22 protein-coding genes are annotated in these 23,917 nt (G+C 45.6%); 6 read left to right on the top strand and 16 right to left on the bottom strand.

The features are described 5' to 3' along the window. Positions 1–134: 134 nt before the first annotated feature. Positions 135–1,316, top strand: a complete 1,182-nt coding sequence (gene porV, locus GO620_RS16245; protein WP_157524879.1) for a type IX secretion system outer membrane channel protein PorV — start codon at positions 135–137, stop codon at positions 1,314–1,316. Then, positions 1,313–1,795: a 2-C-methyl-D-erythritol 2,4-cyclodiphosphate synthase gene (gene ispF, locus GO620_RS16250; protein ID WP_157524881.1), complete on the top strand. Its 483-nt coding sequence runs from the start codon at positions 1,313–1,315 to the stop codon at positions 1,793–1,795. Before porV ends, ispF begins: the two co-directional genes overlap by 4 nt. Here the strand turns inward: ispF and GO620_RS16255 are convergent. From GO620_RS16255 to GO620_RS16265, 3 genes are all read right to left on the bottom strand, one after another. After that, the gene (locus GO620_RS16255; protein WP_157524883.1) at positions 1,792–3,528 is read right to left on the bottom strand and encodes a thiamine pyrophosphate-dependent enzyme; all 1,737 of its coding nucleotides are present in this window, start codon (positions 3,526–3,528) and stop codon (positions 1,792–1,794) included. The genes ispF and GO620_RS16255 overlap by 4 nt on opposite strands. Before the next feature lie 85 nt (positions 3,529–3,613). Then, positions 3,614–5,680: a (E)-4-hydroxy-3-methylbut-2-enyl-diphosphate synthase gene (gene ispG, locus GO620_RS16260; RefSeq protein WP_157524885.1), complete on the bottom strand. Its 2,067-nt coding sequence runs from the start codon at positions 5,678–5,680 to the stop codon at positions 3,614–3,616. A gap of 38 nt (positions 5,681–5,718) precedes the next feature. Beyond that, a complete protein-coding gene (locus GO620_RS16265) occupies positions 5,719–6,387 on the bottom strand; it encodes a hypothetical protein (RefSeq protein ID WP_157524887.1) in 669 nt (222 codons plus the stop codon). Between the two features lie 77 nt (positions 6,388–6,464). Between GO620_RS16265 and GO620_RS16270 the strand changes: the two genes are divergently transcribed. Further along, entirely contained in the window at positions 6,465–6,857 is a 393-nt protein-coding gene (locus tag GO620_RS16270) for a DoxX family membrane protein (protein ID WP_157524889.1), read from the top strand. A gap of 179 nt (positions 6,858–7,036) precedes the next feature. Here the strand turns inward: GO620_RS16270 and GO620_RS16275 are convergent, their stop codons facing one another. Both GO620_RS16275 and GO620_RS16280 read right to left on the bottom strand, forming a co-directional pair. Then, a complete protein-coding gene (locus GO620_RS16275) occupies positions 7,037–9,370 on the bottom strand; it encodes a M1 family metallopeptidase (protein ID WP_157524891.1) in 2,334 nt (777 codons plus the stop codon). Further along, positions 9,367–9,957, bottom strand: a complete 591-nt coding sequence (locus GO620_RS16280) for a HupE/UreJ family protein (protein WP_200230339.1) — start codon at positions 9,955–9,957, stop codon at positions 9,367–9,369. Before GO620_RS16280 ends, GO620_RS16275 begins: the two co-directional genes overlap by 4 nt. 54 nt (positions 9,958–10,011) lie before the next feature. Here GO620_RS16280 and GO620_RS16285 point away from each other — a divergent pair, with 54 nt between their 5' ends. Next, complete coding sequence (locus tag GO620_RS16285; RefSeq protein WP_244139430.1) at positions 10,012–10,491, top strand: DUF6702 family protein; 480 nt, start codon at positions 10,012–10,014, stop codon at positions 10,489–10,491. 146 nt (positions 10,492–10,637) lie between these two features. Here GO620_RS16285 and GO620_RS16290 read toward each other — a convergent pair whose 3' ends face one another. The 5 genes from GO620_RS16290 to GO620_RS16310 all read right to left on the bottom strand — a co-directional run bounded on the left by GO620_RS16290 (position 10,638) and on the right by GO620_RS16310 (position 15,652). Then, positions 10,638–11,555, bottom strand: a complete 918-nt coding sequence (locus GO620_RS16290) for a Gfo/Idh/MocA family protein (protein ID WP_244139431.1) — start codon at positions 11,553–11,555, stop codon at positions 10,638–10,640. Positions 11,556–11,606: 51 nt separating this feature from the next. Continuing rightward, positions 11,607–12,668: a hypothetical protein gene (locus GO620_RS16295; protein WP_157524895.1), complete on the bottom strand. Its 1,062-nt coding sequence runs from the start codon at positions 12,666–12,668 to the stop codon at positions 11,607–11,609. Positions 12,669–12,820: 152 nt separating this feature from the next. After that, entirely contained in the window at positions 12,821–13,501 is a 681-nt protein-coding gene (locus GO620_RS16300) for an OmpA family protein (RefSeq protein ID WP_157524897.1), read from the bottom strand. 190 nt (positions 13,502–13,691) lie between these two features. Continuing rightward, on the bottom strand, positions 13,692–14,429 hold the full coding sequence (locus GO620_RS16305) for a DUF6515 family protein (RefSeq protein ID WP_157524899.1): 738 nt from the start codon (positions 14,427–14,429) through the stop codon (positions 13,692–13,694). A gap of 68 nt (positions 14,430–14,497) precedes the next feature. After that, entirely contained in the window at positions 14,498–15,652 is a 1,155-nt protein-coding gene (locus tag GO620_RS16310; protein WP_317198307.1) for a dipeptide epimerase, read from the bottom strand. Between the two features lie 99 nt (positions 15,653–15,751). Here GO620_RS16310 and GO620_RS16315 point away from each other — a divergent pair, with 99 nt between their 5' ends. Continuing rightward, positions 15,752–16,735 (top strand): hypothetical protein, encoded by a 984-nt coding sequence (locus GO620_RS16315; RefSeq protein ID WP_157524901.1) that lies wholly within the window; start codon positions 15,752–15,754, stop codon positions 16,733–16,735. 43 nt (positions 16,736–16,778) lie between these two features. Here GO620_RS16315 and GO620_RS16320 read toward each other — a convergent pair whose 3' ends face one another. The 4 genes from GO620_RS16320 to GO620_RS16335 form a co-directional block, all read right to left on the bottom strand. After that, entirely contained in the window at positions 16,779–17,393 is a 615-nt protein-coding gene (locus tag GO620_RS16320) for a rhomboid family intramembrane serine protease (RefSeq protein ID WP_157524903.1), read from the bottom strand. Then, positions 17,393–19,138, bottom strand: coding sequence for a M14 family zinc carboxypeptidase (locus tag GO620_RS16325; RefSeq protein WP_157524905.1), 1,746 nt, complete (start codon positions 19,136–19,138; stop codon positions 17,393–17,395). Before GO620_RS16325 ends, GO620_RS16320 begins: the two co-directional genes overlap by 1 nt. Before the next feature lie 62 nt (positions 19,139–19,200). Beyond that, on the bottom strand, positions 19,201–19,500 hold the full coding sequence (locus GO620_RS16330; RefSeq protein WP_157524907.1) for a GIY-YIG nuclease family protein: 300 nt from the start codon (positions 19,498–19,500) through the stop codon (positions 19,201–19,203). Positions 19,501–19,617: 117 nt separating this feature from the next. After that, positions 19,618–19,974, bottom strand: a complete 357-nt coding sequence (locus GO620_RS16335; protein WP_200230352.1) for an MmcQ/YjbR family DNA-binding protein — start codon at positions 19,972–19,974, stop codon at positions 19,618–19,620. A 57-nt stretch (positions 19,975–20,031) separates the two neighbouring features. Between GO620_RS16335 and pepT the strand changes: the two genes are divergently transcribed. Beyond that, positions 20,032–21,270, top strand: coding sequence for a peptidase T (gene pepT, locus GO620_RS16340; protein WP_394368542.1), 1,239 nt, complete (start codon positions 20,032–20,034; stop codon positions 21,268–21,270). A 132-nt stretch (positions 21,271–21,402) separates the two neighbouring features. On the opposite strand, the gene GO620_RS16345 is transcribed toward pepT, so the two are convergent. Next, positions 21,403–22,647 carry an arsenic transporter gene (locus GO620_RS16345; RefSeq protein ID WP_157524911.1) on the bottom strand — a complete coding sequence of 415 codons (1,245 nt, stop codon included), beginning with the start codon at positions 22,645–22,647 and terminating at the stop codon, positions 21,403–21,405. A gap of 20 nt (positions 22,648–22,667) precedes the next feature. Beyond that, a complete protein-coding gene (locus GO620_RS16350; protein ID WP_157524913.1) occupies positions 22,668–23,900 on the bottom strand; it encodes a peroxiredoxin family protein in 1,233 nt (410 codons plus the stop codon). Positions 23,901–23,917 lie beyond the last annotated feature (17 nt).

A 23,917-nucleotide genomic window follows, 5' to 3' on the forward strand; every position in this document is an offset into this window, starting at 1 on the left:
ATGAAAATATTACATTTAGTTATTAAAGCACAATAAATTACCGTGTACGAAAGTTAATTGTTTAATTTATCTTTGATAAACTGAACAATTAAGGATAATATTGTTTGTCGCGGCTTAAAAATTTTTGATCGTCATTGAAAAAGTTTTACAGAGGTAATTTTAAGGGTTTGGTTGCAGCTGTTATTACAGCATTTCCTTTTGCGGCAAGCGCGCAAACCACAGGTACAACAACTTCTGGTACAACACCAACCGCGATTGCTGTAGGCGTGCCTATTTTAGCTGTTACCCCCGATTCACGTTCCGGAGCTATGGGCGAGGCCGGCGTAGCACTTTCACCGGATGTAAATGCCAACTTTTGGAACCCGTCTAAACTCGCTTTTCTGGAAGATAACAATGCAGTATCTTTATCGTACAATCCCTGGTTGCGCACATTGGTACCCGATATCAGCCTCTCTTTTTTAAGCTTTGCCCACAAACTGGATGAGCGCAATACCTTGGGCATGTCTGTAAGGTATTTCAACTTAGGTGCGATACAGTTAACAGATGAGTTTCAGCAGGATCAGGGTACATATACACCTAATGAGTTTTCTATTGATGGATCCTTTGCCCGAAAGTTTGGCAACAACTTTTCATTAGGTTTAACGCTGCGTTATATCCACTCCAGCTTGTACAATAATTCTGTCACCGGTGGCCCGCAAACTACGCCGGGTAATGATGTGGCTGCCGATGTTTCGTTATATTATCGTAAGCCGGGGCAATTGTTCGGCGTGCCGTCGCAATTTACTTTTGGGACAAATATTTCTAATATAGGCCCCCGTATAAGCTATAGCAGCAACGGTCCAAAATACTTTTTGCCAACTAATCTGAAAATTGGTGCGGCAGAAACTTTGGACATAGACGAGGACAACCAGTTTACGTTTACTTTTGATATCAACAAGCTATTGGTGCCAACGCCACCGATCCGCGATGCGAACGGCAACATTACCAGCGGTAAGAACGACGACCGTTCTGTGGTATCGGGTATTTTCGGCTCATTCAGCGATGCACCAGGCGGCTTTAGCGAGGAGTTAAAAGAGATTGCCATATCGCCGGGCGCAGAGTATTGGTACAACAAGCAATTTGCTTTACGTGCAGGCTACTTTTATCAAAATCCACTGAAAGGAACAGGGCAATACTTAACCCTTGGCGCAGGTTTCAGGTACAATGCTTTCAACCTTGATTTTGCTTACATAGCTGCAAGCCAGCAAAAAAGTCCGCTTGCTTCCACCTTGCGTTTTACCCTGCTGGTTAATTTCCCTTCGGGACGTAACAGATGAGTAAAATACGTGTAGGTTTTGGGTTTGATGTTCATCAGCTCAAAGAAAATCATCCGTTTGTTGTAGGCGGGGTACGCCTTGATTACCACAAGGGAGCGTTTGGGCACTCGGACGCGGACGTCTTATTACACGCCATCTGTGATGCGCTTTTAGGCGCGGCCAACTTACGCGATATAGGTTACCATTTCTCTAACAAAGATGAGCGTTGGGCAGGCATCAGCAGTTTAATATTGCTGCAGCACGTTGTTGCTTTGCTAAACGACAAAGGCTGGCAAATTGGTAATATAGATGCCATGATCTGCCTGGAGGCCCCGAAGATAAATCCTCACGCCGATGCCATGAAAAAAAACATCGCCAAAGCTGCAGGAATTGACATCGAAGATATTTCAATTAAAGCTACTACCAATGAGCAACTTGGCTTTATAGGCCGTGAAGAAGGCGTTGTTGCTTACGCGGTATGCCTCATCGAGAAAGCTTAGATCAAATCTTTTATGTGCTTGTAGTTAGACTTGACGGTATCAAGTGCCTCCTTCATATCACCGTTTAATATCATTTTACTCATGGCAACCGCCATACCTTTTACCTGCTCAAATTCTATTTTTGGTGGCATGGCCAACGCGTTAGGGTCTGTGTAGACATCTAATAAAACTGGCCCGGGGTACATGAACGCTTCACGCAGGGCTTGTTCAACCTGATCAGGATCTTTTACAGTAACGCCTTTAATACCCATGGCTTGGGCAACCAATGCAAAGTCGGGGTTAACCATGTCGGTTTGCCAGTCGGGAAGACCTGCAACTTCCATTTCCAGCTTAACCATTCCTAAAGAGCGATTATTGAATACCACGATCTTAACCGGCAATTTGTATTGCGCTATTGTTGCTAAATCGCCAAGGAGCATAGACACGCCGCCGTCGCCCGCAAGGGCAATTACCTGCCTGTCGGGACAGGTTAACGCCGCCCCAATAGCATGAGGAACAGCGTTTGCCATCGAGCCGTGATTAAAAGAACCTAACATGGTTCGCCCGCCTGTAGCGTTGATGTACCTTGCGCCCCATACGCAGCACATGCCCGTATCGACCGTGAAGATAGCATCCTTTTTAGCCAATTTATCAATAGTTGCGGCAACAAATTCGGGATGGATCAATTCCTTTCCGCCCTTGTCATCCACGTAAGTTTGCATGTTGTCCTTTACCTTGCCGTAAAACTCTAATTGCGTTTTTAAAAAGCTATCATCGCTTTTTTGTTCGATGAGTGGCAGTAATGCTTGCAAAGTATCAATTGTTGTTCCGCACAAACCTAATTCAACTTTTGCGCGACGGCCTATACGCTCGGGCTTGGTATCCAGTTGAGCGATAGCAATGTTATCCGGAATAAACTGCGCGTATGGGAAGTCGGTACCCAAAAGTAACAACAACTCCGACTCGTGCATGGCATGAAATGCCGATGGTAGGCCAAGAAGGCCGGTCATGCCCACTTCATTTGGATTGTCGTACTGGATACCCATTTTTCCGCGGAATGAATAACCTACCGGTGCATGAACCTTTTGAGATAAAGCCACCACCTCGTCATGCGCTTCAACGGCCCCAATGCCGCAAAAGATAGTCACCTTATCATATTTATTAATCAGGGCGGCAAGCTGAGCCAGTTCGCTATCAGCGGGGCGGATCACCGGTTTTGTTACAAAGTTTATGGTGGACGATGTGATCTCAGCGGCATCCATCTTAGTCAGATCGCCCGGCAAGCCAAGCACCGCGACCCCTTTTTTTCCTAAGGCGTTTTGAATAGCCGATTGAAGCATGCGTGGCAATTGCGCGGGCGTTGTGGCTATTTGATTGTAGCAGCTGCAATCTTCAAACAGCTTTATGGTATTGGTTTCCTGGAAATATTCGGTGCCAAACTCGGTAGACATTACGGTTGAAGCGATGGCAATAACGGGTGTCCCTGCTCGGTGCGCGTCATATAAACCATTAATAAGGTGCACATGGCCGGGGCCGCTGCTGCCGGCGCAGCAGGCTAATCCGCTCAATTCGCTTTCTGCTGCGGCGGCGTAAGCGCCTGCCTCTTCATGCCTAACGTGGATCCATTGGATCTCGCCATTACGGCGAACCGCATCATTAACTTCATTTAGGCTGTCGCCTGTAACGGCGTATATGCGTTTGATGCCTGCTTTAACCAGCATATCTACCAACTGCTCTGCAACTGTTTGTGCCATGTGTTATTCTTTGATAGAACAACCCGGAAAGCAGGATGGGGTTTTGAATATTGCAGAATGATTAGGAGTAAGTGAACTCAGGATGTTAAATTGCCGGTTCAACCCAATTGCCATCCTCACGAATGATGTCTATCAGTTCATCGACAGCGATTGCTGTATTCACGTTTTTCTTTACCACTTCTTTGCCACGGTAAAGGGTGATCTTACCCGGGCCGGCGCCTACGTAGCCATAATCAGCATCAGCCATTTCGCCTGGTCCGTTTACGATGCAGCCCATAATGCCGATCTTCAGTCCTTTTAAATGACTGGTACGGCTGCGGATCAGTTGAGTAGTTTCTTGCAGATCGAACAATGTGCGGCCGCAGCTTGGGCAGCTGATGTATTCTGTTTTAGAAATTCTTGATCGGGTAGCCTGTAATACCCCAAAAGCAGTTGATGTGATAACCGATGGAGGCAACTGCGGTGCGTCTATCCAAATACCGTCCCCAAAACCATCTATCAATAAAGCTCCGAGGTCTGTAGCGGCGAAGAGTTGAAGTTCTGTAACCGCCTCACCCAAACCCTCTCTGAAGGAGAGGGCTTCATTGCTTTCCGTCTTTCCGTCTTCCGGTCTTTCCGTCTCAAAAGCATAGCTCCGTTTTACGATCACCGGTAAATCTAAACCAAACTCTTCCAGCTTGAAAAAGAATTGACGCTGGTCTGCCATGCCATGAAGTTCGGTGGTCTCTAAAACGAAGATCAGATTTTTAGCGAGTGGTATGCGGCCAAATAGGTCATTATCCAGATCAGCATTGGTTATCCGGACAAAGTTTAACGCCGAACATCTGTCATCCGCGTCAACAAACTCCTGTAGTGTATACAGCGGGTGACAATTGGTTTTGTTCTTAAGTGTTTTCCAGGTTGCGTAATTATAGAGCTGCTTTAAATTGCCCGGGAAGTTAAACGAGGGTAACTCGTCGGCCATGTAAACAAAATCTACCGACTGGTCGGCCATGTTATACTTGTCAAGAACAGGAGAGTATAGATAACCGGCATCTTTTAAAACTGCCGGGTCTTTAAGATGTGCTTTAGATAAGTCGAGCACCACGCGAGGAACCATGTGATCACCTATGAAAGCGTTGGCTTCGTACGTTTCGCGTTTTTTATACTCGTAAGGAGAGTGACTAGCCCCACCCCATCCCTCCCCAGGAGGGAGGGAGTTGACCTCTTGATTCTTGTTTCTTAATTCTTGAATCTTCTTAGCGCGCAATGAATAACGATTTACAAGCGCAATGGCAACAGGCGCCTCTGCCTCGGGTTCTTCTGTAAGAGAAACGCGAACGGTATCGCCCAAACCATCTTCAAGCAAAGTACCTATACCAACTGCAGATTTAATGCGGCCATCCTCACCATCGCCGGCTTCTGTTACGCCCAGGTGCAGCGGATAATTCATACCTTCGGCAACCATGGTTTGCACCAGCAAGCGGTATGCCTGTACCATCACCTGCGGGTTGCTGCTTTTCATGGAAATGACCAGGTTGTAATAGTTAAGCGCCTCACACATGCGCATAAATTCCATCGCCGACTCAACCATACCTTGCGGGGTATCGCCATAACGACTCATGATGCGGTCGCTTAGCGAACCATGGTTAGTGCCAATGCGCATCGCAGTGCCGTATTCCTTACAGATGTTAACCAGCGGCGTAAACTTCTGGTTTATGCGCTCTAATTCCGCACGGTATTCGGCATCAGTATATTCAATGTGATCGAATTTCTTCTTGTCGGCGTAGTTGCCCGGGTTTACCCGCACCTTTTCAACAATGCGCGCGGCAATTTCTGCAGCGTTAGGGGTAAAGTGAATGTCGGCAACAAGGGGAGTGGAGTAGCCGCGTTTGCGCAGTTCGGCCTTAATATTAGCCAGGTTTTGCGCCTCTTTTATGCTCGGCGCGGTAATACGTACATACTCACAGCCGGCATCGATCATCCGGATGGATTGCTCTACAGTACCAATGGTATCCATGGTATCGGTAGTGGTCATACTTTGGATACGGATAGGGTTATTGCCACCCATTGCCACATCGCCTATCTTAACTTCCCGCGTAACAAAGCGCGAATAATCTGTTAAAGAATTGCAGTACTTGCCGGGAAGTATGTTTACTGATGTTGCATCCATAACGCGATGCAAAGATAATGATTGCCAGGGGCAAACACTTAAAGATTGTCTTCCAGTAATTTTATCGCTTCGTCATATTTTTTTATGAGCGACGGTGTACGCTCGTAAGACCAGCCTTTATACTCATCTCTCAAAATTGTAAGGGTAAGATGCGCGTTGGCAGGGTTTCTCGACTCGGGAGCTAATAATACGTGAGCAGCTTCATCTTCCAATTTAACTATCCTAGCCTGGTTATCATAGATGTCAGAAAACATGGTCATTGTATTGATACTCACTTTTGAAGCAATGTTATGGCTTTTGGCGACCTGCCAGGCAACATCGTCCAGGTCTTTGTACATGATGCCTTCCGGAGCGATCTTATTGACGAAAAAATGGTCGTCATTTACAATCTCCTGCTGAAATCTTTTATCTTTTAATGCCGAATCTATCGTCGCCAAAACTTTGGTCTGATAGGCATATTGAAGTTTTGTGTTATGCCTGTTTTTGATCAACTCATCTTTTATGTTAACGAGCATTTCATGCCGTTCACTTCTTTCATGAAAATAGTTGATCACTTCTGTAACGCCTAAAGCAAGCAGCACGCTGAATACAATAAGCAGCGACTCGCCGATATATTCTTTCCAGTCCCGAAGCACATAAACTTCATTTGGGTGGTGGCCTGCGGGAATGTCTTTTCTTTTAGATCGGTAGGGTTTTTGATTTTCCATGGCAACCAAATATATTGATTTACAGCAAGTTCTTTTTACCTTTAAGAATTAACACTAACAACTACTAACTTTTCGACATGAAGATCACTGTAATTATTTTGCGAACACTGTTGGGGCTGGTATTTCTTGTATTCGGCCTGCAATTCTTTTTTCACTTTTTACCAATGCCGCAGCCGGTGTTACCTGCCAAAGCCGCAGCATTTTCGGGCGGATTATTTGGCAGTGGGTACTTCTTTCAATACATGAAAGTAATTGAGATCATTTGCGGAATCTTTCTACTGATCAATCGTTGTACCGCGTTCTTTCTTCTGGTGCTTTTTCCAATAACGGTTAACATCTTTCTGTACCACACCATATTGGCACCTGCGGGTATGCCGATGGGCGTAGTTTTATTGCTGATCCATTTGTTTTTAGGATTTGCTTACGGCAAATATTACAAGCCGATATTTACAACGAATCCGACTGTATAGTGCCTGCTTTAAAGGAAAGGGCTTTCCTAACTTTAAATGTCATGCCGTCCTGATAATTATCAAGATTGACCCGGCGTCCCAAAGTAGAATCTAAAAACTTGCTTATGAGATCCCGAAACAAGTTTAGGAAGACAATTTCTAATTAAACAAGAAAGGCCGCTGATCAGCGGCCTTTCTTGTTATGGTTTCTTCATAGATTCTTTCATCGGGTTGGTGCCTGATGATGCGCCCCTTATGCCTTCCTGGCTTTTGAAAAGCTCGAACCTTGATGGCGCGTATTCCCTTGGCCATGAGTTGTTGTTCTCATCGATATCCGCGGTTTCGCGGTAAGGGTCAATCTTTATATTCTTTACCTCTTTAGATTTTGCAAACACCTTGGTTATATTGCTTTCATTCTTACGCCATATGTAGGCCGAGATACGCTCAACTTCTTTTGTGCCATCCGCGTACGTCCACTCGATGATCAATGGCATAACACAGCCGCCCTTATTGCTCAGGCTTAACTGGTAGAAATAATTTTTCGATTGATACATAGCGCGCTCTGCAGGGGTTAAGGCGTCAAACATGGCCTGGTAGCTTTGCTTGGTTAGCGGTGTTGCTGCAAAACGGTCCCATTTACCGTAGAAATCTTTTAAAGATGTGTCTGCCTCTACAGCGAATTTGATACCCTCGTCTTTATTACGTTTTGAGCTAATGTTGTCGAGGTTGCGATCGAATTGTGCGCGGTCGTAAGTGTTTTCAACTTCCGGGTTCTTGGTATTCATGCGGTAATACTTCACGCTGTCCAGCGAAATATCGACCGGATCGATACCATAAAACCATCCGCGCCAAAACCAGTCCAGGTCAACGGCAGATGCATCTTCCATGGTACGGAAAAAGTCCTCAGGTGTTGGGTGCTTAAATGCCCACCGGTGCGAATAGGTCTTAAACGAATAATCGAACAGTTTGCGGCCCATAACCGTCTCACGTAAAATATTCAAGGCAGTTGCAGGTTTTGAGTAGGCATTCGGGCCAAAGCGAACGATGTTTTCAGAGTTGGTCATGATCGGCTCCAGTTCGTTCGGCGGCAGCTTCATGTAATCAACGATCTTATATGCTGGCCCGCGCTGAGAGGGGTAGTGGTTATCCCATTCCTGCTCTGCCAAAAACTGGCAGAAAGTATTCAATCCTTCATCCATCCAGGTCCATTGGCGCTCGTCAGAGTTAACGATCATCGGGAAGAAATTATGACCTACCTCGTGGATGATAACACCCGTCATGGCGTATTTAACTGCTTCGCTATACGTGCCGTCCTTATCGGCACGGCCGTTATTAAAGCAGATCATTGGGTACTCCATACCATTTGATGCTTCAACGGATGTGGCACACGGATATGGATAAGGGAAGGTATGTTTAGAATATACTTTTAATGTATGTGCGACCAGTTTGGTTGAATAGCGACGGTACAGCGGGTATGCTTCCGGCCCATAGATAGACATGGCCATAACCTTTTTGCCGCCATCTATTTGGGTGCTCATAGCATCCCAAACCACACGGCGCGACGATACCCAAGCAAAATCGCGTACGTTTTCTGCATGGAACTGCCACACTTTCCGAGCTGTGGCATGGCCTTGCATTTGCTTCTTTACTTCTGCAAGGGTTACAATTTCCACAGGCTCTTTAGCGGTTTGTGCTTGCTCCCAGCGTTTAAGCTGCGCGCCTGTGAGCGTTTGCGCATAGTTTGAGCATTGGCCTGTTCCGCCTACAAAATGGTCTGCGGGTACGTTAAGACTTACCTTAAAATCGCCAAACGTTAAAGCAAACTCGCCGCGGCCGGTAAACTGCTTGTTTTGCCAGCCCTGAAAATCGCTGTACACGGCCATGCGCGGATACCATTGGGCCATGGTGTACAGGTAATTCTTATCCTCAGGGAAATACTCGTAACCACCACGTCCGCCAATGGTCAAACGGTCAGAAATATTATACCACCAAACGATCTTGAATTTAAAACGCTCGCCCGGCATTAACGTGTGCGGCATCTCAATGCGCATCATGGTTTCATTAATGGTATAGTCAAGCGCGTTTCCCTGTGCGTCTTTTACACTTACTATATGATCGCCCAGATCAAGGTTGTGGCCCATAATGCCCTGCAACTCGCGCAAGGTCATCTTGTCTTTCATGCGGCTCTCATCAAACTTAGCACTCTCGCCATCTTTTTTATGCTGATTTTCATCTAGTTGTATCCACAGGTATGTGAGCGGATCGGGCGAGTTGTTGTAATAGTCAATTGTTTCAGAGCCGTCTAAGCGTTGCTTATCATCGTCAAGCGTTGCAGTGATATCATAGTCGGCCTTTTGTTGCCAGTATTTTGGACCGGGCGCACCGGAGGCCGAACGATACTCGTTTGGCGTGCTGAGCATAGTGCCCAACTGCTCGAACTTATTGCCGTGGTTAGATTTTGGATTGTTGTTTGGCTGTGCCAAAACACTGCCGGCAGCGGTTAAAGCAAGAAAGAAAATGTAAAATTTCTTCATCTGAATTTTATAAGCGGAAAACGGTCTATGCACATCGTTAGTGCAATACCAAATATAGCCGATGAAAGGAAAACTATCCAATCGCGACGGTTCATTTTAACAAGATTGATACACAAATAAGAGATGAATAGTGTAGCCAGCACAATTATTACCTGCCCAAATTCTAAACCAACATTAAAGGCAAACAGCTGGGCAGTAATGTTGGTACTTGTACCCAGTAAGCTTTTTAAGTAGTTAGAAAAACCAAGCCCATGGATAAGCCCGAAAAATAAAGCCAGGCCATAAGTGATCTTCATGGTGGTATTGCTCTTTTGTTTTTTAAAAACATTGAGTAAGCTGGTTATCACTATGGTTACCGGAATTAAAAATTCGATTATTGAGCTGTTGATGCGGATGATACTGAGGACGCTAAGCGCCAGGGTTATGGAATGCCCAATGGTAAATGCAGTAACAAGTATAAGTACTTTGCGCCAATCCTTTAATAAATATGTACCGCACAAAACAGCCACAAACATAATGTGATCATAGCCTTGCAGGTTACAAATGTGCTGCCAGCCTAACTCGAAATATAATCCAAAATCCTGCACGGGTATAATTAAAGCTTAATATTAGCGTATTTTGATTTAAGTTTGATAACACACATGATAATCTCCTTTATAAATACTTTTTGGCTTTTGCTCTTGCACCCATTTTATGTAAGCGTTACCGAAATTAATTTCAACCCCAAAACCCAAGCTGTTGAAGTAAGCTGCCGCATGTTTTATGACGATCTGGAGCGCGAATTAAACCGGATAAATCATACGCATATAGACATTGTTAAACCTGTTGACAAAGCCGCGGTAAACCGTTTGATTACCGATTATGTAAAAAAGCACCTGGAAATTAGAGCTGATGGTAAGCCTTTACCTTTAAATTTCGTGGGTTATGAAATACAGGAAGACGGCGCATGGAGCTACTTTGAGGTGAAGGGCGTAGATAAAGCGAAAACGGTGACAGTACATGACGACTTACTGTTTACTGCCCATCCCGAGCAGATCAACATGATCCATGCAACGGTTAACGGCCAGCGGAAAAGCACAAAGCTAGATAACCCTGACGCGGATGCAAGTTTTAGTTTTTAACGTTCACGAGTTTGTTTCTAATGGCACCCCGCGTTGTCATGCTGAGCTTGTCGAAGCATTTGATGCGTTGATTTAGAACATAACACTGAATAAGATTCTTCGCTTCGCTTTGAATTACAGGAAGCGGAAACTATAATTTTTTCTTTTTATTCCCCCTCAAATTTCAACCCAATCTGCTGACGGGCAGCATCGAGCATACCAAGCATTTGCCTCGAAAGTTGATGGGTGATGACAGGGCTTTCTGTCCGTCCGTCGGCTACTGCCTTACAAAAGTGTCCGGTTTCGTATTGCAACCCGCCCGATCTAAATGGCTCTTCCAATTCCACAATGCGGCCGTCGAGATAATCTATCGTAGCCTTTACCGGGTTCCACCAGTTTTTATGGATTGTGATGTGGCCTTTAGTGCCGCTGATTAACGCGTCGCCTTTGCCATGAAGATCGAAGCCGCAATAAAGCTGCGCATAGCCATCAAGGTGCCTTGACTGCACTACGGCAAACATATCGATCTCTTTGCCACTAAACTGACCCATGGTGTTGATCTGCGTCATCTCTCCCAACCAATCGAAAGCTAAAAACGCCTCGTAGGGGAGAACGCCCATGATGCTCCCGCCTACTCCCTGGTAACTAAAATTCGGGTGGTTTGGCTCCAGGCCTGCAACGGATGACCCGGCCCGCACAAAGCCGACATCACCTATTGGATCGTTTTCCAGATGCGTCTTAAGTTTTTCATAAAGCGGAAAAAAAGGTGTTTTCATGCCTTCCATCCATAGCTTGCCGGTTTGTTTTGCAACGTTTAAAATTGCGTCGAGCTGCTTAACGTTTACCGCTGCCGGTTTTTCACAAAGCACATGCTTGCCCGCTTGTAATGCAGCGATGCTGTAATACATATGGCTATCAGGGAGGGTAGCGATGTACACAGCGTCGATCGCAGTATCGCCTAAAAGTGCCTCGAGTGAGGGATACCCTTTGCCGCCGTACCTTCCTGTGAAGTCATTTACAGAACTTTCCCTCCGAGACCATGCACCAACATATTTAGCTTCCGGCAAGGTTGCTAGCCCCTCCATAAAGCGGTGCGAAATTCGGCCGCAACCTATAACGCCCCACCTCACCATTATTTACTGGTACTGGATATAAATAGGGTGTGGTTTGTAGTTTTTCATCACCTCTGCCGGTGTCAGCATGTGGTTTGGTTTCTTTTTGATGTCGTTCTTGTAGAACAGTTTGAAGCCGGTAAACTGTACAGGCTCGTGGTGAATGAAGTAACGATAGGTACCTGTCTTCAGATCAGGTTCACCCCAGCCATCCATATCTATCACCATCTGTATTTCTTTACGCAGTTTAATATTCTGATAGTTTGTCAGCATCTTTTTAGTAAAGCGGTGTACGATTAAAATTTTTGGAGGCAGGTGGTATTTAGTCACCAGGTTAGCCAGGTAGCCAGATACGTAGTTAACGTCAGCGGCATCATAAGTGCCGATCTTTTTGCCCGGCAGGCTGCCGTCTTTCATAGAAAACTCGGGATCCATGCCGAAATGCACTTGCGGCATCATCAGGTATTTCTCCAATAAAGGAAGTTCTGTATGGATATTGCTCAATGCAACCTGTACATCAAGGAAAACTATGGCATGCGCTTTTTTAGCCAGCACCAACACGCTGTCTATCTGTTTAAATGGCATGCGATTACGGTATTTACCGTCTTTGCCGGCATTGCCGCTGGCAACCACCGCTATATAATGCAAGGCAGGCTGTACAGGAGTAGTGGGATCGGCACGTTCCCAATTTTTTACTTCGCCTTTTAATTTAGCCAGCATTTCGTTAGGCGGTAACTCACCTAAAATGCCCATCTTCTTAGCATAAAGGTTACCGTAAAATGCAACCACCCGCTTAAACGGTAGTATCGCGCCATCCATCGGGTAAGGAGCGCCTTTAACAGGCCACTTTCCGCTGGTATCGCCGTTGGCTAACCGCTTCATCAAAGTATCATATTTAGCTTTATCGAGCGGCGGGTAATGCTCTTTCACAACGCCCAGTGTATCGGTTTCAACTACCTTGGTTTCTGTGGTAGTTTTCTCAGTTGTTTTAGTGGTAGTGCTTCTACTGCCGTTGCTGCAATTGCTAAATAATACTACGGTGGCAAGGGCTAAAGAGCCCGATAAGAGGTAAGACTTTACACTCATGCTTTTTTGAATGGAGGTTGAATTAATATGCGGCAATATGCCTAATTTATTTTAATAGTTCGGCGGGATGTTGAAAGATAATAACGCCTGTGTTTTAACAAAAAACCCCACGCATACAGCGCAGGGTTTACATGTCATTTTACCATTAACAATTATTGTCCTTGCTGCTTCGCTTCTGACTTCATTTGGTCATTTGCCACAATCACAATCTCGACACGCCGGTTTTGAGCGCGGCCATCGGCAGTTGTATTATCGGCTATCGGCTCGGATTCACCTTTACCGGTAGTAGACAAGCGTGAACCGCTTACCCTGTCAGATGTAAGGAATGCTTTAACCGCTTCGGCACGACGAACCGACAGATCCTGGTTATAAGCGTCGCTACCCGTATTGTCGGTATGACCAATGATCATGATATTGGTTTGCGGGTTGTTCTGCAGTGATGTTGCCAGCTTATCCAGGTTAGTTTGCGCTGCACCCTTAAGCGCGGTTTGATTTACATCGAACAATATACCCGAATCAAATTTTACTACGATGCCTTCGCCTTCGCGGGATACCGTTGCACCGGGCACAGTTTGCTGAATTTCCGCGGCTTGTTTGTCCATCTTATGGCCTATTAAAGCACCTGCTGTACCGCCTAAAGCGCCGCCAATAATAGCACCTAAGGCGGTGTTACCCGCGCTTTTGCCTATAAATGCGCCTACAGCGCCACCCGCGCCCGCGCCTATGGCTGCGCCTTTTTGTGTCTTTGTAAAAGAGTTACAGCCCTGGCCTATAACACATGCCGAAGCTATCGCTATGCCGAAGAATGCTGTTTTGATTGTTCTGTTTTTCATTGGTAAGTATCTTGAAATATTAGTTACAAGTACAAACTAAATGCCAAAGGGTTTTATCTTTTAATATCGGGTATCAGGTATGAGTTGCAAGTGTCGTCCGCTTAGTTGTACTGATGCTTAAATGGACAAGCGGAAAATAACAAAAAGGAGCACCCTGCTGATGCTCCTTTGATATAATTTACTGGGATTTTTATTGCTCGTTACCCGGAACGCTTACCACACGATAGCTTGTGCCGTTATCGGTTTTTACCTCTTCAAGGTAAATATCTTCCGGTGTTATCCAATACCTTTTACCGTTAAGGCTTACTTTGCGCGATCCGTCGGGTAATTTGTCAGTCATGTCGCCCACGTGCGGCATCTGGTCCTGAGGCTGGTCTACCGTTACATCCGGACTAACTGTGCCATCTGCATTGGTGTTCAACACACCATCTTTGCCGGATACTACATATACCTTTTTATTGTCGGGGGTAATAGCCTCTTTGTAATAAACGCCGTTGAACTCGTAATATTGAACACCATCGATATTAATAGGCTTAGCCCCTGATGGAAGCGAAGGTACCTCTGCGCCTACCGGCGGAGCTACCACCTGGTATGATGAACCATAAGGCGCATAAAATGCACCGCCATAATAAAAGTAAGGATTGCCGCCCCAGCTAAATGGGTAGTAGCCATATGGTAATACACCGATTGACAAGCCAACTCTTGGATACGAACGAAAACCGCCGTAGCCAAACCCTACGCCTACGCGTGGGCCGCCATAACCAAAGCCACCACGGTAGCCGCCGCCAAAACCGCCACGGATGCCAACACTGCCACGGAAACCACCGCCCCCGCGGCCGCCACGCTGAGCCATTGTAGTTGTAGATATAGCAAACATGATCAGCATTGCAAGGCCGATCTTAAAAATGGAAGAAGAAAAAGTTTTCATTGGGGTATTATAGAATTGTTTACTTATTAGACGATGCGATTAACAAAAGGTTTAACCGCTTTTAATATTTAATGGATATTTTCTGCAAGCTCAAGGCCCAAACCCGCATGGTTATTTAACACCCATTTACCATCAGTAAACTGAGGCATTTTATAAGGGTTATTCGCTGTAAGGAAAGGCCCGTCAAGGTCGGCCCAGTCGCATTGCGGGGCAAGGGCTGCTGCGGCTAAGGTGGCACAACTGGTCTCGCTCATGCAGCCAATCATCAGCTTCAAATTCAATTCCCGGGCTTTATTGATCATCAGCTTAGCCTCGTGCGTCCCTCCGGATTTCATTAGCTTTATGTTGATGCCGTTGTAAACGTTTGCTGCAGGGCCAACATCTGCCAAACGCTGTACAGCCTCATCGCCAATAATAGGGACGGGGCTGCGGGCGCTTAACCATGCGTTACTTTCCGGGTCGGTCTTTGCCATGGGTTGTTCAATTAAAAGCACCCCTTGTTCATGCAGCCAATGCGTCATCTCCAGGCTTTTCTGCCTGTCCGTCCATCCCTGGTTGGCGTCTACAAAAAGCGGCTTACCAGTGATAGACCTGATTGTGTTAATTAGTTCCTTATCATTATCTCTGCCCAGTTTAACTTTAATGATTTCGCAATCGTCGCCGCCCTTTATTTTCTCGCGCAATACCTCTGGCGTGTCAATCCCAACGGTAAAACTGGTATCGGGCATTCGGGCGGGTTCGGTTCCTAAGAGTTGCCAGCAGGGTTTATTTTGCAGTTTGCCATCCAGATCATGCAAGGCAATGTCAATAGCTGCTTTGATAGCAGGCTGACCTGCCGCTATGCTATCCAGATAGCTGGTGATCATGTCAAAACTAAACGGAAACCTTATCCGCCCCATATCTAATTTATTGAGGAAAGCGGTGGCGGTATCATAACTTTCGCCCATGTAAGGCACCATTGATGCCTCGCCGTAACCTATCTGCCCTTCGTGCTCTACCTGCACCAGCATAAGCGGGGTTGAAGTGCGGGAAAATTTAGCTATGGTAAAACGGTGCCGAAGCTCCAGTTCAAAGGGTTGGTAGCTGAGTTTCATGATTGGTTTCAAATGTAGATAATTGAGGCGAATGTTTGAGCGCGTTAGGGATAGCAGCGACATCCTGCGAAGCAGATAAAGCGGATAGCCCGATCCACCGAAGGTGGGAACGCCCAAACCATTTTGCATGGTCTCAAAATTATTAATGTACTTTTTTGATGAGTCACTTTATTCTTTTCCACAACTCAAACTTCTTGTCTCTATCGTCAATGACCCTATCTTTGCCGCATGCCTCCGCAACTTTATTATCCTCTTCAAAATTTTGCCGCCAGTAAAAAACATTGCTTTCTCACGGGCAAACCATTAACCAGTTCTGAAGAGCATGTGCATGTGTTTCCGCAATGGCTGATGACCAAATATAACCTGGAGGATAAGCCGTTTAAACTGCTGGATGATAGTTTTAGTACCTATAAACAGTTAATGCTGCCTTGCAGCGCTGCTGCCAATGAGCAATACGTTGAGCCGCTGGAGCGCGAGATAAAAGCAGCTTTTGCAGCGGGTTATGACGCCGTAGTAAAGCTTGATGAACTGAAGTTGTTTCAATGGATAGGGAAGTGGCTTTTCGGGGTCATCTTTAATGAGCTGCATGCTGCCCGTACCCAACAGCACGCCGAGGGCGAAGAGTTCAGCGTGTCGCAATCCATATTGCAGCGCTTTACCAATCTGCACGTTATGCTGCAAAGCCTTAATCTGCCGGTGATATTTGAAGATTTTAAACCCTTTAGCCTATTCATCTTTAAAGTAGACAATGAACAGGGCGACTTCAATTACCGCGATGAGATAAGCACCGTTACCTACTCGCTGCGAATAAACGATTTTGGCATCGTCATCTGCCTGCAGGATAACGGCGTGATCAGCCGTTACCAAGACGAGGTTTACCAAAACATAAAACACCAGAAGCTGCACCCAATTCAGTTCGAAGAGTTTTCGGCAAGGGTATTTTACTCAGCTTACCTGTTTAACCGACTGCCTAATTATGATATTATGCCGGTAGGAGATGATGTCTATATAGAAGCAACGTCGTTACGCGGCGATAGCATGAAACCTATCTTTGACGAATGGCAAACTAAAACCTATGGCCAGGTGCTGGAGAGTTTCTGGAAAAAATGGAACATCTTACTATTTGAGATCATCAAAGACCCCGACCGGCCTATGAGCTTTTTGTTTGATGATGAAGGTGGGTTTAGGGCAGAGGTTGCCTTACCGAAGTAGTTTGTTATGCCGTCTCCTTTAGAAAGGGCTGGAATAACGCACGTTACCTCGCACCCAATTGCCTTAAAAACAAAGGTATCACCCCGGGCATTAAAATAATGGTAATAGCTATGCCGCTTAAGGCGCCAAACAAGTGTGCATCGTGGTTAATGTTATCGCGGCTGGCTTTTGAAGCCCACCAGCAATAAATTAAATACAATACCCCGAAGATGATTGCAGGTACGGCGATAGGGATAAACATGAGGTACATGCCAGCCAATGGATCGAATAGTATCCCGCTAAAGATCACTGCACTAATGGCCCCGGATGCACCAAGGCTGTGGTACCAAATGTCGTTTTTATGTTTTTGGATAGATGGCAGATCACTTAACACCAGGCTTGCAAAATAAAGGACGGCGAACTGCCAATGGCCTAACCGCGTCTCGAGCCTGAACGCGAAAAAATAATAGCTGATCATATTGAAAAGCAAGTGGCTCCAGTCGCGGTGAATGAAGCCGCTGGTGATCACGGTGTAAAATTTAGAACCGCGATTGATACTGTAGGGATGCAGCATCCATTTAAGATGCAGTTCTTCGTTATAAAATGCCAGCAATGAAGCTATTAGTGTTGCCGCGAAAATGACCGAAGCTACCGGCGCGTAGGTAAAATACTCTTGCATTATTTAGTCAGGTCCAATTTAATGTTGGTAAGCAAACGGCCTACCGGGTAGCGAAGATAGGTTTTTTCGAACCATGGCGAGTTGTGGTAAACCCACTCTAATTGCATGGAAGCGCTTGCTGCCAGTTTAGGATTGGAGGCTTTTTCCTGGTCAAGGCGTTTGCGCATTTCCGAATTGTTCTTTAAATATTCAGCGGCGATGTCTTCAAAAACATAGTCGGAGTAGTGTTCTTTCTGCCCTAAAACCGAATCGAAAAAATTCCAGGCAAAGAACGAGTCGACACCCTGCGGCTCCAATGTTTCTACAATGTAGCGGTTTATTGGCTGATTGGTGTACACCACGTAATCGCCGGCATGAAACTTAATATCAGCGTTATTGCCTATCACCGTTACATTGCTGTGGATGTAATGCCCCTCGTAAGGCCGTGGCGAAGTTTTAAAGTCGGCGATGCTATACATCTGCAGGTGTAAAGTAGTGTCATGTGCCAGGCGGCTCATAGCCACTTTGTTTATTTTCAGCAGGTCAATCACCTTCCACCATGCCTGCGGAATTACGTAGGCAATTGGTTTATCTGCTTTGGTAGTCGCTTTATAGTTGTCGTAATATTTTATGGTTTTGGTCCACGGTTTGGAGCGATCATAATACAAGCGTGGTAAGCTGCTAATGTCGCTGGCTTTGTGCCCGGCTTCGTAACCCTTAAAAGTGATGGTATCATAGTTTTTCTCATCCAAAACCCAGTTCAGGGCGAACTCTTTTTGATTACTAACGGCGTCATCTGCTTGTTTCTTTAATTTGCCAATCAGTTCATGGTCGCGCTCGCAAACGTCGATCAGATGCTGCATAAAATAGTAGGTAGAATACACCCGCTTGTCAAAAGGCTTTAGCATATGCGTCTCCGTCACATAGCTAATGATGTTATGTAGAACCGTATAGCCTGTAGAAAAGCGCGGCGTTTCAATAAATGCAACAATTCCTGAGTCTGGGGTACCCTTTTCGCTTTCTACGTAAGGGATCATCTCGTAACCGCTTGTCTTCATACGGCGGTACAGTTCGGGCGATAAGGTCTTTGCCGTATATTTTGCCAATATGGGGTTCTGTTTGTCTTTTTGAGTTTCAATCAGCGTCATTACGTACTGATAGTCTGCGCCGTCACTGGTGTGGTTATCAAGAAAAACTTCGGGTTGCCAGGTATTCAGGATCTGCATAAAGGCCAAAGCATTTTTGCTATCTGCTTTAATGAAATCGCGGTTAAGGTCAAGGTTTCGGGCATTGCCCCTAAAGCCATAAGCCACCGGTCCGTTTTGACTGATGCGCGATACGCCGCGGTTCAGCATACCATCGATATTGTACACGGCAATAAAACATAGCACTACATCTTTTGGCAGTTTGTTATTCTTCAGCAGGTCGCGGGTCAGCATCATGCTGGCGTCGATGCCTTCAGGCTCGCCCGGGTGGATGCCGTTGTTGATGAGCAGCACCCGTTTGTTTTGCTTTTTGATCAGTGCCGGATCAAACGCCTTATCCCTTGACAGTACAATTAACGTCAGCGGTTTACCGGCATCTGTCAAGCCGATATCCATCATTTTCATCTGCGGATATTTATTGGCCAGTTGGCGATAGTAAGTGATTACCTCGCTGTAGTTGGCAGTATAGTTTTTATCGGCGTGCTGCTCAAATGGAGTGAGTTGGGCGAAAGTAATGGTTGAGAATAGGATCGTTATTATTAGAGCTAATAATTGTTTCATAATGATAATTTCTAAAATATGTCATTGCGAGGAGCGTAGCGACGCGGCAACCTCGTAGTTAGCTAATCGTTGTACCAAGTTTCACTCAAATCTTTCCAGCCAGGATTTGATTTTAATACTAAATCAATTTTCCTTTTTCTCGAACCTGCTTTTAGTTGTTTTTCTTTTGTTATGGCCTCATCAGTAGCAATGAAGGTCTCGTAGTAAACTAATTTATTGCAATTGTACCCTGCAGAAAAGCTTTTGACATGTAGTTTTTGTTTATGCTGCCAAATTCTTGTCCGTAAGTCGCTTGTAACACCTGTGTATAAAACAGTGTTAGCCTTGTTTGTTATTATGTATGTATGGTACTCGTTTAACATCGCTAACTTTTATAGCTACGAGGTTGCCGCGTCGTTCCGATTAATATCGGAACTCCTCGCAATGACATCTCGGTTTATGTCTTAACAAATTTGTAATCATCTAACAATCAACGGTCTTTACTCAGTATTTACAATGCCTTCCCTAACCTTCTTTGGCAAAGTCTTCACTACCTCGTCATAAGAATGGTCTATCATCCCTCTCAACTGTTTATCTGTAAGGTTGCCATCCATATAAACGGTGTTCCACATCTTTTTATTCATGTGGTAGCCGGGGATGACTTCGGGGTGCTGGTCGCGCAGTTCTACGGCTAGTTCGAGGTCGCATTTTACATTAAACCGGTTGCCTTCGCTTAGGCTTATAAGCAAAAAGATTTTGCCGGCTACTTTAAAAACCAGCGTGTCTTCACCAAATGGCAAGCCTTCGTCTGTCGAAGGTTTCCTAAGACAGTAATTGCGCAATGTTTCTACGTTCACCGGTTTTCTTTAAAATAATAATGCCCTAATTTGCACAAATATATTTACCCTATGAGCATGCCTTTCATTTTCACAGTAGCCGATCGCTTTTTGCGCTACGTAACCATAGATACTCAGAGCGACCCAAACTCGCCAACCTGCCCATCTACAGAAAAGCAAAAGAATTTGGGCAGGCTGCTAGTTCAAGAGCTAAAGGAAATTGGTATTGCCGATGCCGAATTGGATGATCATGGTTACGTATACGCCACCATTCCGTCTAATACAGACAAAGATGTGCCTGTGCTATGCTTTTGCTCGCACATGGATACCTCGCCTGATTGCAGCGGCGAAAACGTGAAGCCAATTGTTCATAGTAATTACCAGGGTGAAGATTTGGTTTTGCCTGATGACAACAGCCAGGTGTTAAGACAAAAAGACCACCCCGATCTGAAGAACCAGATCGGCAATGATATTATCACCGCCAGCGGCACTACGTTGTTAGGTGCAGACAACAAAGCGGGTTTGGCGGAGATCATGGACGCGGCTTATCAATTAGTTAATCATCCCGAAATAAAGCACGGCAAGATCAGGATTTTGTTTACACCCGACGAGGAAATAGGCAGGGGAGTAGATAAGGTTGACATTACAAAACTGGGCGCCGAGGTTGGCTACACTATGGACGGTGAAAGCGCGGGGCATTTTGAAAACGAAACATTCTCTGCCGATGGTGCCAGGCTTACCATCAATGGCATTAGCGCCCATCCTGGCTTTGCGAAAGGTAACATGCAAAGCGCCATTAAAATTGCCGGTAAGATCATCGCCACATTACCCTTCGAACTATCGCCTGAGGGTACGGAAGGCATTGAAGGTTTTGTGCATCCTGTCGGAGTTTCGGGTCATGCCGAGCAAGCGGTTATTGACTTTATCATTCGCGACTTTGAAGATGATAAGTTGAAAGAACATGCTGATGTGATCAGGCAAATTGCAGACAATGTTATCAGTGATTTCGCGGGAGCAACTTACCGGTTAGATATAAAAGAACAGTACCGCAATATGAAAAAGGTGCTTGACCAATACCCAAACATTACTGACTATGGTTTGGAGGCCATCCAAAGGTCGGGGCTTACACCGCTGTTAAAAAGCATCCGTGGCGGCACAGATGGGTCGCGTTTATCTTTTATGGGTTTGCCATGCCCCAATATATTTGCCGGTGAACATGCCTTTCATGGTAAACAAGAGTGGGTTTCTGTTCAGGACATGCAGAAGGCTGTAGAGGTAATTATAAACCTGGTGCAGGTGTGGGAAGAGTATAGTTAGATATTGAAACCATCCCGTCCCGATAGCTATTGAAGATTTTCTCGGCACTCCAAAAGACAAGTCGCTGCATAAGCCGGATAATTAAACGAGTGGGGTGCCGAAACAAGTTCGGCATGACGTAAAGAAGACGCATCAACTAAAGAACAATACCCCTAACGTTGCGATCAACGCGCCACCCATTACCACCGCCCCGATCTTTAAAAACTGCCATGCACTGCACATCAGGTTTTCGCGGCGGAGCGCAACAAGCCATAGGATGGTGGCAAGCGAGCCTGTTACAGAAAGGTTTGGCCCAAGGTCGACACCAATTAGTACAGCTTGCTTCACAATCCCCGGCAGGTGGCCAGATTGTACAATGTTCCCGGCAATAAGTCCGGCCGGCAGGTTATTGACCACGTTACAAACCAGTGCGATACCGATACCGCTTCCACAGGTTACCAATGTAATGCTATGCGCAGCGCCTGTACTGATCATGGCTGTTATATCATGTATCAGTGGTGTTTTGTTCAATGCCTCTACGATAACGAACAGCCCTGCAACCAACGGCAACACCGACCACGATACCCCTTTGATGATGGTGATGGGGTGTTGCTTTGATATCAAAACCACTATGCCGGATATGGTGACACCCACTATAATTGTTGGCAGACCCAATTGTAAGTTCAAGGCAGAAGCGATCAATAGCACTATTGCTGCTACACCAATGCCCCCAAGCGCTGTTTTACCTCCGGGACTAAGTTCGGGTACATCAATTTTATTTTCGATTGAGGTACCAAGTTGTTTCCGCTGCGTGAATTTCAATAAAATGTAAGTGGCGATAATTGACACCACAGATGGCACTAAATATAGTGACAGCCATTGAGATAGCGCAGGCATATGCTCGCCATAGATTACCAGGTTTGCGGGGTTAGCTATCGGCAGCACAAACGAAGCGGCATTAGCAATAAAAGCGCATATCAATAGAAAGGGTAATGGGTTTTTAACTTTCGCTGCTCGTGCCGCAGCTGCGACAGCCGGAGTAAGCACAACCGCGGTGGCATCGTTAGAAAGAAATACTGTAACAACAATTCCCACCAGGTATATTAAAAGAAATAGCCTGGCGGGCGAGCCTTTGGCGGCATTTGTGGCATGTGCTGCCAGCCAATCAAATAATCTGACTTCGCGAGAGGTTTCGGCCAGCAGCATCATTCCTGTCAGGAACAAATAAACATCCAAGCCTTTAGAGATGCCGTTTAGGCCATCCCTAAAAGAAATTTGTTGAAAGGTTATTAAAACTATAGATCCCAAAACAGGCCAAACTGCTTCGGGTAAGTGAAACGGGCGAATTAAAATTCCGGCTACGGCTAAAAAAGAGATTATAAAGATGAGGCTATGCATAGGTGTGCATAACCACAAATTTATCCATGTGTTTTCTCTGCCAGCAGATCGTCAGTTAGTTTTTCAAAACCCGCAATAAATTCGGTGTAATAATTACCGGTACCGGGGCCGCTAAAACCTGCATAGATCTTGCGCACGTTTCCACTTTTGTCAATGATCAAAGTGGTAGGAAAACCAATAAAATTACTGATGGCTGGCAAGCTTGCGGCAGTCTCTTTTTTGTCGTTTGTGTATCCTGTAATCAGCAACGGATAAGGGATGTTGAAGTGCTGTATCTCTCTTTCTAGAGATGCTTTAGACTTGTTAAAATCTTTTGTACGCTCGTAAGCCAGACCCAGAACTTCCACGCCGCGTGAATGATACTTTTTGTAATAGTCTACCAAGTAAGCGGTCTGGTCCATGCAGTTAGGGCACCATGATCCCATGATCTCTACAATTACTACCTTATCTTTGAACTGCGGGTCACTTAACGACACCTTTTTGCCATTTACATCAGGGAAAGAAAAGTCAAGTTTTTTATAACCCGGCGTTAACGCGGTAAGACTATATGCGTCGGGTAGTTTTGCTTTCTCATTTCGTACAGCGTTCCAGGCAGTTTTACTTGTATAACCTGCAAAAAACTGACCGTTGACCAGGGTATCCCTGCCTTTTAAATCGGCTTTGAACAGGAATGCGTGGCCTCCGTCGAAGCAGGATAGCAGCAATTTGCCGCCATGAACGGTTCCCTCTAAATACCTGTAGTCGCCGGTAGTGGTCAGAAAGGTTCCCGTAACATTATCGCCGCTTTGTTTAAATTCAGCAACTGTGGTATCCGGCTTATCGCCTTCAAATATTGCCGACCAGCGCCCCGTGACAATGCGTGGCTCTTTCGCATGTTTAAAGAAACGGTAGTCAAGGCCGGGCTTTGCATTAAAATCCATAGCCACATCTTTTTGCCCCAGGTGTTTTATCCATTTGCCTTGTAGTCCATGGTCGGCAAACTGTAGTTTAAATTCAGAATCGAATAAGGGCATTTTAATAAACACCGAGTCGCCGTCCTGCTTTATACTGTCAACCTTAAACCTTTCAGTACCGTTAAAGATCACCATCTGCTTATGGCCCCCGGTATCCTTTATTTCAAAGTTAAAAGGAATGCCGTCACCGTTTTTTGTGGTTAACACACCGCGCCAAATACCTTTTTTAAGGTGATGCGGTTTTGTGCAGGCGCTAAATATAAGTGTAGCTGCCAGCAGCAGATATAGGCTTTTTTTCATAGGATTTGAGATGTATG

It is taken from the genome of Mucilaginibacter ginkgonis (genome assembly GCF_009754905.2).
In the GTDB taxonomy this organism is placed as follows: Bacteria; Bacteroidota; Bacteroidia; order Sphingobacteriales; family Sphingobacteriaceae; genus Mucilaginibacter; species Mucilaginibacter ginkgonis.

Excerpts from the sequence above, each read along its gene's own strand:
- GO620_RS16265 (WP_157524887.1), bottom strand. The coding sequence starts at position 6,387 with ATGGAAAATCAAAAACCCTACCGATCTAAAAGAAAAGACATTCCCGCA.
- GO620_RS16310 (WP_317198307.1), bottom strand. The coding sequence starts at position 15,652 with ATGCAAAATGGTTTGGGCGTTCCCACCTTCGGTGGATCGGGCTATCCG.
- pepT (WP_394368542.1), top strand. The coding sequence starts at position 20,032 with ATGCCTTTCATTTTCACAGTAGCCGATCGCTTTTTGCGCTACGTAACC.
- GO620_RS16275 (WP_157524891.1), bottom strand. The coding sequence starts at position 9,370 with ATGAAGAAATTTTACATTTTCTTTCTTGCTTTAACCGCTGCCGGCAGT.
- GO620_RS16255 (WP_157524883.1), bottom strand. The coding sequence starts at position 3,528 with ATGGCACAAACAGTTGCAGAGCAGTTGGTAGATATGCTGGTTAAAGCA.
- GO620_RS16300 (WP_157524897.1), bottom strand. The coding sequence starts at position 13,501 with ATGAAAAACAGAACAATCAAAACAGCATTCTTCGGCATAGCGATAGCT.
- ispF (WP_157524881.1), top strand. The coding sequence starts at position 1,313 with ATGAGTAAAATACGTGTAGGTTTTGGGTTTGATGTTCATCAGCTCAAA.
- GO620_RS16330 (WP_157524907.1), bottom strand. The coding sequence starts at position 19,500 with ATGTTAAACGAGTACCATACATACATAATAACAAACAAGGCTAACACT.
- GO620_RS16305 (WP_157524899.1), bottom strand. The coding sequence starts at position 14,429 with ATGAAAACTTTTTCTTCTTCCATTTTTAAGATCGGCCTTGCAATGCTG.
- GO620_RS16345 (WP_157524911.1), bottom strand. The coding sequence starts at position 22,647 with ATGCATAGCCTCATCTTTATAATCTCTTTTTTAGCCGTAGCCGGAATT.
- GO620_RS16290 (WP_244139431.1), bottom strand. The coding sequence starts at position 11,555 with ATGGAGGGGCTAGCAACCTTGCCGGAAGCTAAATATGTTGGTGCATGG.
- GO620_RS16270 (WP_157524889.1), top strand. The coding sequence starts at position 6,465 with ATGAAGATCACTGTAATTATTTTGCGAACACTGTTGGGGCTGGTATTT.
- GO620_RS16320 (WP_157524903.1), bottom strand. The coding sequence starts at position 17,393 with ATGCAAGAGTATTTTACCTACGCGCCGGTAGCTTCGGTCATTTTCGCG.
- GO620_RS16325 (WP_157524905.1), bottom strand. The coding sequence starts at position 19,138 with ATGAAACAATTATTAGCTCTAATAATAACGATCCTATTCTCAACCATT.
- GO620_RS16295 (WP_157524895.1), bottom strand. The coding sequence starts at position 12,668 with ATGAGTGTAAAGTCTTACCTCTTATCGGGCTCTTTAGCCCTTGCCACC.
- GO620_RS16285 (WP_244139430.1), top strand. The coding sequence starts at position 10,012 with ATGATAATCTCCTTTATAAATACTTTTTGGCTTTTGCTCTTGCACCCA.
- GO620_RS16350 (WP_157524913.1), bottom strand. The coding sequence starts at position 23,900 with ATGAAAAAAAGCCTATATCTGCTGCTGGCAGCTACACTTATATTTAGC.
- ispG (WP_157524885.1), bottom strand. The coding sequence starts at position 5,680 with ATGGATGCAACATCAGTAAACATACTTCCCGGCAAGTACTGCAATTCT.
- GO620_RS16315 (WP_157524901.1), top strand. The coding sequence starts at position 15,752 with ATGCCTCCGCAACTTTATTATCCTCTTCAAAATTTTGCCGCCAGTAAA.